The 5,768-nt window shown below is 66.2% G+C and carries 6 protein-coding genes; 3 read left to right on the top strand and 3 right to left on the bottom strand.

All coding sequences use genetic code 11. The features are described 5' to 3' along the window. On the top strand, positions 1–296 hold a 296-nt coding region (locus AC16JP_RS10215), incomplete at its 5' end, for an enoyl-CoA hydratase/isomerase family protein (protein ID WP_484340509.1). After that, positions 293–1,198, top strand: a complete 906-nt coding sequence (locus AC16JP_RS10210; RefSeq protein WP_484340508.1) for a VOC family protein — start codon at positions 293–295, stop codon at positions 1,196–1,198. The genes AC16JP_RS10215 and AC16JP_RS10210, both read left to right, overlap by 4 nt. Positions 1,199–1,238: 40 nt before the next feature. On the opposite strand, the gene AC16JP_RS10205 is transcribed toward AC16JP_RS10210, so the two are convergent. The 3 genes from AC16JP_RS10205 to AC16JP_RS10195 are packed head-to-tail and all read right to left on the bottom strand — an operon-like array spanning position 1,239 to position 4,901. Further along, positions 1,239–2,213, bottom strand: a complete 975-nt coding sequence (locus AC16JP_RS10205; RefSeq protein WP_484340507.1) for a quinone oxidoreductase family protein — start codon at positions 2,211–2,213, stop codon at positions 1,239–1,241. Then, positions 2,207–2,509, bottom strand: a complete 303-nt coding sequence (locus tag AC16JP_RS10200; RefSeq protein ID WP_484340506.1) for a YciI family protein — start codon at positions 2,507–2,509, stop codon at positions 2,207–2,209. The genes AC16JP_RS10205 and AC16JP_RS10200 overlap by 7 nt, the downstream gene beginning before the upstream one ends. 28 nt (positions 2,510–2,537) lie before the next feature. Further along, entirely contained in the window at positions 2,538–4,901 is a 2,364-nt protein-coding gene (locus tag AC16JP_RS10195; RefSeq protein ID WP_484340505.1) for a TonB-dependent receptor, read from the bottom strand. Between the two features lie 183 nt (positions 4,902–5,084). Here AC16JP_RS10195 and AC16JP_RS10190 point away from each other — a divergent pair. Continuing rightward, the coding region (locus AC16JP_RS10190; RefSeq protein ID WP_484340504.1) for a hypothetical protein at positions 5,085–5,768 on the top strand (684 nt) is incomplete at its 3' end.

The following is a 5,768-nucleotide window of genomic DNA, read 5'->3' as shown; positions in this document are numbered from 1 at the left end:
CAAAGCGCATCCTGTTCACCGGCCAGTTGCTGCCCGCCGCCGAAGCGCACCGCATCGGCCTTGTCGATGTGCTGGCGGACGATCCGCTGGCGCAGGCGATGGAACTGGCGGAAACCATCGCTTCGGTATCGTCGCACAGCGTGCGCGAGGCGAAGAAGATGGTTCGCCGCATTCTGGACGGCCAGCCGGACGACGACGAAGTGACGTCGGCGCTGTTCGCGGCGGCCTTTACCGGCCCCGATTTCGCCGAGGGCGTGGAGGCGTTTCTGGCGAAGCGCCCGGCGAAGTTCCCATGACGGTGCAGGCGATCCGGCACGGCCAGATCCTTGGCGGCACGGTGACGACGCCCGACATCAAGGCGGCGCTGGCCGACTATCGCGACGTGCTGGGGCTGGAACTGGTCGAGGAAGGCACGCTGTGCGCGGAACTGGCGGCAGGCTGGGGCGTGCCGGCGAGCGCCGGTGCGCACACCGCGCTGTTGCGCCCCCGAAGCGGCGCGCCATCGTTCATCCGCCTGGTCGAGCAACCGGTGCCGGACGGCTTTCGCCCGACGACGAGTTTCGGCTGGGCCGCGTTCGAGATCAGCGTGCAGGACGTGGCAGGCTGGCCGGCGCGGCTGGCGGCGAGCGGCTTCCGGATCGCCGGTGAACCGAAGGCGATCGCCGGAATGCCCGAGTTCATCCCGATGCAGGTGCTGGGGCGCGGCGCCGAGATGCTGTATCTGAACGAGGTGTTCGCCGACATGGCGGCGACCGACCTGCCGCGTGCGGCAGCGCCGGTGGACAGCATCTTCATCCTGATCCTGGCGACGCCGGATCGCATCGCGAGCCTTGGTTTTTATGAGGCGGCGCTGGGGCTGCAGACGACATCGACCTTCACTATCCGCTACACCATGATCAACAAGGCGTTCGGCTTCGGCGACGATCGCATGACCGATCTGTCGATGCTGCAGTCCGGGCGGATGCCGGTGATGGAGGTGGACCAGTATCCGGCAGAAGCGACCGCGCGCCCCGGCGACCCGCTGAAGCTGCCGGCGGGAAACGCCCTCGTCACGCTGGCGGTGACGTCTCTTGCCGATGTCGGCGTGCCGTTTCTTGCCGCGCCCGCCGTGCGCGGCGGCGGCATGTATGACGGCCGCCGGACGGCGACCATCCGTGGCCCGGCGGGCGAACTGGTGGAGCTGATCGAAGTCGGCTGATCGGGCGCGGGCCGGGACGCCAGATCAGGGAATTACGCTGTCAGGGGATCAGCAGGCAGGAGCCGCTGGTTTCACGTGCCTCAAGTGCACGGTGCGCTTCGGCGGCCTGCAGCAGCGGCCAGCGGTGGCCGATGGTGACATGCAGCTTTTTGCTGCGCAGCATTTCCCACAGCCGCCCGACGCCCGCCTGCCGTTCGGCCGGGTCCGCATAGTAGTGATAGAGGGCGGGGCGGGTGTTGTAGAGCGAGCCTTTCGTCGCCAGCACACCGAGGCTGACGTTCGTTACCGGCGCGTCGGCATTGCCGTAGCTGACGATCAGCCCGCGAACCGCAGTCGAGTCGAGCGACTGTTCCCATGTCGCGCGGCCGACGCCGTCGAACACGACCGCGACGCCCCGGCCACCGGTCAGTGCGCGGACGCGGGCGGCGGTGTCTTCCTCGCGGTAGAGGATGACGTGGTCGGCCCCGGCGGCACTTGCGGCGCGGGCCTTTTCGGCGCTGCCGACGGTGCCGATCACCGTGGCGCCGATCGCCTTCAGCCATTGCACCAGCAGCAGGCCGACACCGCCTGCCGCCGCGTGGACGAGGACGGTCATGCCGGCTTCGACACGGGCGCAACGCTCGACCAGAAATTCGACGGTGCATCCCTTCAGCAGCACGGCGGCTGCGGTTTCGTCGTCGATGTCGGCGGGGATCGGCAGCAGGGCGCCGGCCGCGATGTTGCGGGCTTCGGCATAGGCGCCGAGATCGGGACCGAAGCAGCCCGCCCGGTCTCCGGCGCCAAACGCGGTCACGCCTTCGCCGACTTCCTCGACAATGCCGACTGCTTCGACCCCGAGGCCCGACGGCAGAGCAACCGGATAGATGCCGCGCCGGTGATAGGTGTCGATGAAGTTGATGCCGATGGCGGTGTGGCGGAGGCGGACTTCGCCTGGCCCGGGGCGGCCGAGGTCGACGTCATCGAAACGGATGACGGCCGGCGCGCCGGTTTCGTGGAAACGGGCGACCTTTACCATGCCTTCCCTCCTGCCCAGTCGCCGGCGACGGCGTTGAACGCGCGGATTTCAATTTCTGCCCAGATTCCGGCGGCGTGATAGGGGTCGCGCTCGAGCAGCAGGCGGGCCTCTTCGGCGCTGTCGGCGTGGACGACCAGCAGCGAGCCGGTGATGTTGCCGTCGGCATCGCGCAGCGGCCCGGCAACCGCGAGGCTGCCGAGCGTCTGCTCGATGTGGTGCAGGTGCGCGCCGAGCCGTGCGCGCCGTTCCTCGGCACTGCCGGGACGGTCGTGGGCGATGATGGCGAACAGCGGCATGGGCGCTCCTGCGTTGGTGGCGGCTTCCTCAGAAGCTCTTGGTGATGGTCAGGCCATACTCCGGCTTGCGCGGCGGCGAAATCGCAAATGCGCGGGCATTGTCGCCGCTCGGGGTTTTGGGGGCCACGAAGTCGAGGTAGCGCAGGATGCCGACCGGCGTGCGGTTGTTCATCATGTTGCGACCCCACAGCGTGATGCGCAGGCCATTGTCGTCGTGCACGCCGATCTGGGCGTTGAAGGTGTGCGCGTCGCCGGTTTCCGCGAGGTTCATCACCTGATCGAAGAAGCTGGAGCGGTAGATATAGTCCAGCCCGGCGAACAGGCTGAAATTGCCGGCCAGTTCATGGTCGAAGCGCAGCCCGGCCGAGCCGGAGTGCTTTGACACCAGTGGCGGCCGTTTGCCGACGATCGATGCGGCGTCGCGGCAGCCGGGCAGGTCGAGGTTGATGACCGAACCCGATTTGCAGGCCGAACCCTTCAGCAGGATCGCCATTTCCGGCTCGATGCCGCTGGTGATCTTGGCGTCGAGGAAGGTGTAGTTGAACTGCAGCTTCAGGATGTCCTGCACCAGCGGCAGATGGCCTTCGACTTCGATGCCGCGAATGCGGGTGCGGCCGATGTTGACGGCATAGCTGTCGACGAAGGTGGGCGTGACATAGGTGTTGGAAAGCACCTGATTCTTGTAGTCCTGCCAGAAGGCCGACACGCCGAGATAGCTGAAGCCGAACCCCGAGGTTTTCAGGCCGATTTCATAGTTGATCAGCTTTTCTTCGTCGTAGGTGGATTTCGGCGCCTGGATCTTGTTGAACCCGCCCGGCGAATTGCCGTGCGCATATTGCGCATAGACCGAAAGGTCGGGGCGGATTTCCCAGTTCAGCGTGACGCGCGGCAGCGTCGCGCGGAACGTGGCCTGCCGGTCGGCGTTGGTGCCGATCACCTGATTGGGGTTGGGGAAGCGGAATCCGGCGATTTCCTGCGGCGTGAAGAATTCGCTGGCGACATAGGAGCGCGACGTCGCGCGGACCTTGTCGATCTGGTGGCGAAGCTCGACGCCGAGCGTCAGTTCCGGGGTGATTTCGAAATCGACTCCGCCGAACACGGCATAGTTGCGCACGCGCTTCTGATCGGCCAGCACCGGCAGCCCGGCGTCGCCCGATTGCAGATAGTCGGTGTTGGGAAGGATGCGGTCGAACGAGGTGTAGGCGCCGATCCGCCAGTTGATGCGGCCGGTTGCGGGCGATGTCAGCCGCACTTCCAGCGTGTGGTTGCGCCGGTAGGTGCCGCCGGTGGTTTCGAACGGCGAGACGTTGCAGTCCTGGTTGCCGATCGGCACGAACGCGCAGGCGCCGCGCAGGATGAAGAACTTGCGGCCATCATAGGTCTGGTCGACGCCGTTCACTTCGTTGATGTCTGAGTAACCGCCCTGAAAGCTGAGGTTGTAGCCCGAGCCGAGCACGTCCCAGTCGATGTTGCCGAGGAAGCGGTCGGCGTTGCGGTTGAGACCGGGCCGCAGCAGATGGTTGGTGTTGATCTGCATGTCGCGCACCGGCGGCACCACGCCGCAGAAATAGGTGCGGGTGTTCAGGAAGCAGTTGTTGGCGGTGGCCGGTTGCAGGCGGATGGCGAAATGCTGGTCTTCGTCCTGCTGGTGGAGCCAGCGGACCGACGCCGACAGGTCTTCGGAGGGGTCGAAGAACAATGCCAGGTTCGCGCTTTTCGAGCGCTGGCCGCCGACGCGGGTGGCCGGAACGGCGGTGTTTTCCCACTGGCCGTCGACATTGTAGTAGCGGCCGCCCACTTCGAAACCGATACCGGACACGATCGGGCCGGAAACGGTGCCCGACAGTTCCTGCCGGTTGAAGCTGCCATAGGTTGCCGAAACGCGGCCGCCGATATGGTCGCCGGGGCGCGGCATGACGATGTTGACGGCGCCGGTAAGTGTGCCGCGGCCGAACACCGCCGATTGCGGCCCCTTGATGACTTCGACGCGCTGGGCGCTGGCGAGGTCGATCGCCGAGAAATCACCGAAGAAGGGGATGCCGTCGATGAAGACGCCGACCTTGCCTTCGGAGAAGATGATGTTCGAGGCGCCACGGATGATCGGGCGGTCGCCGCCACGGCCGAACGACTGGTTCATCGCCAGGCCGGGGGTGAACTGCGCCAGTTCCGTGGCGCTGGAAACCTGCCGGTCGCGCAGATCCGAGCCAGAAAGAGCCGACACCGAGACCGGAACGTCGAGCACGGTTTCCGCCTGCTTGCGGGCGGTGACGATGATGGTTTCGCCTGAATCCGCTGTTTCTGCGGTTTGCGCGGCGGCGCCGGTGGCGAACAGCGTCGCGGCGCCGGCCAGCAGCATGGCAAGGATGCGGCCCTGCGTGTCGATGCTCGTCATTGGTTGGTTCTCCCTCTTTGCTTCGCGCCGGCTGCGGCCGGCCCATGCTCCTGCGTGCATGGGTTAGCCAATGGATTGATTGATGCAATATGTCCGGACAAGCGGCTTGTGATTTTGTTATGAAAGTGCGACAAATCGGCAACGGCTGCGGATGCGGCGAACGGGGAGCTTGAGGGGGGTTCGATGCGGCACAATCTGATGGCGATCGCTGTTGCGGCGGCGCTGACATGGCCGGCGGCCACGATTGCGGCCGAGCCTGACGGCGCTGAAGTGCTGCGGCTGGCCGCCGAAGCGCATGGCGGTGCGGACTGGGCCGGCGTTCGCACGCTGGTGCTGGAAGGGCATGCGGTGTTTTATGCCCCCGACCGCCCGCAGCCGACCAGCAAGGCCGACGACTATCGCATGTGGCGGGTGTTCGATCCTTCCCGCAGCAGCGCCCACGAGGCCGAGGGCAAGGTGCGCATTACCGCCCGGATGGATGGCCGCGTGCTGTTCGATGTCGGCTTCGACGGCACCACCACATGGACGGAAAAGGGCATAACGCCGCCTGCCGAAGCAGCGAAGTTCTGGGCATCGAACTTTGGCTTCGGCATCGTCCGCCATGCGGCGGATCCGGGCTTCAAGGCGGTGCGTGCGCCGGATTCCGTGGTCGACGGGCACCCGGTCTGGATGGTGCGGCTGACCGATCCGAAGGGCGCGGAAACGCTGTTCGGGGTCGACCGCGCCAGCCATGCGATCCGCTACATGGGGTTTGCCACCCCGCGCGGCTGGCATGAACGCCGTTACGACGATTTCGAGAAGCTGGCGGCACCGCGCTGGCTGCAGGCGCGCCACGTGACATTAACCTATAACGGCGTGAAGCAGAAC

The sequence above is a fragment of the Sandaracinobacteroides sp. genome, assembly GCF_057137845.1.
Note: the sequence above shows the minus strand (reverse complement) of the source record. Positions and strands in the feature narration are given on the sequence as shown.

Excerpts from the sequence above, each read along its gene's own strand:
- AC16JP_RS10210 (WP_484340508.1), top strand. The coding sequence starts at position 293 with ATGACGGTGCAGGCGATCCGGCACGGCCAGATCCTTGGCGGCACGGTG.
- AC16JP_RS10205 (WP_484340507.1), bottom strand. The coding sequence starts at position 2,213 with ATGGTAAAGGTCGCCCGTTTCCACGAAACCGGCGCGCCGGCCGTCATC.
- AC16JP_RS10200 (WP_484340506.1), bottom strand. The coding sequence starts at position 2,509 with ATGCCGCTGTTCGCCATCATCGCCCACGACCGTCCCGGCAGTGCCGAG.
- AC16JP_RS10195 (WP_484340505.1), bottom strand. The coding sequence starts at position 4,901 with ATGACGAGCATCGACACGCAGGGCCGCATCCTTGCCATGCTGCTGGCC.